This window comes from Streptomyces sp. P9(2023), from assembly GCF_032436795.1.
Lineage (GTDB): Bacteria > Actinomycetota > Actinomycetes > Streptomycetales > Streptomycetaceae > Streptomyces.
Genome location: NZ_JAUPWM010000401.1, coordinates 1 through 278, shown reverse-complemented (window position 1 = coordinate 278; position 278 = coordinate 1). Strand labels below are relative to the sequence as shown.

At 59.0% G+C, this 278-nt stretch carries 1 protein-coding gene; it reads left to right on the top strand.

Annotated elements, in window-relative coordinates; translation table 11 throughout:
- Nucleotides 1–278 (top strand): hypothetical protein (locus tag Q5762_RS38105; protein ID WP_315896894.1); only part of this gene is annotated, 278 nt, incomplete at both ends.

Sequence of the window (278 nt, the reverse complement as noted above, 5' to 3'; positions counted from 1 at the left end):
CAGCGATGACGATGGCCGCCTGGAGCCAGTCTGGTGGCAGCAACCTGACACGCTTGCCATGGCGGCAAACCTTGGCCGCTACCTCTTGGTAGCATTGGTTGCCCTTCTGCTCTACTGGCTGATTTTGCGCCCGTTGATCAAGCGCTACACGCAACCGCCCGTGGTGGCAGCTGCCATGCCTGGAGGCATCTTGAACACCAGCATCGGCAGTGAAGATGACGATGAAGAGAGCGTGGGAGACACCGATGAGGATGATACCTACAGCGGCAAACCCAAGC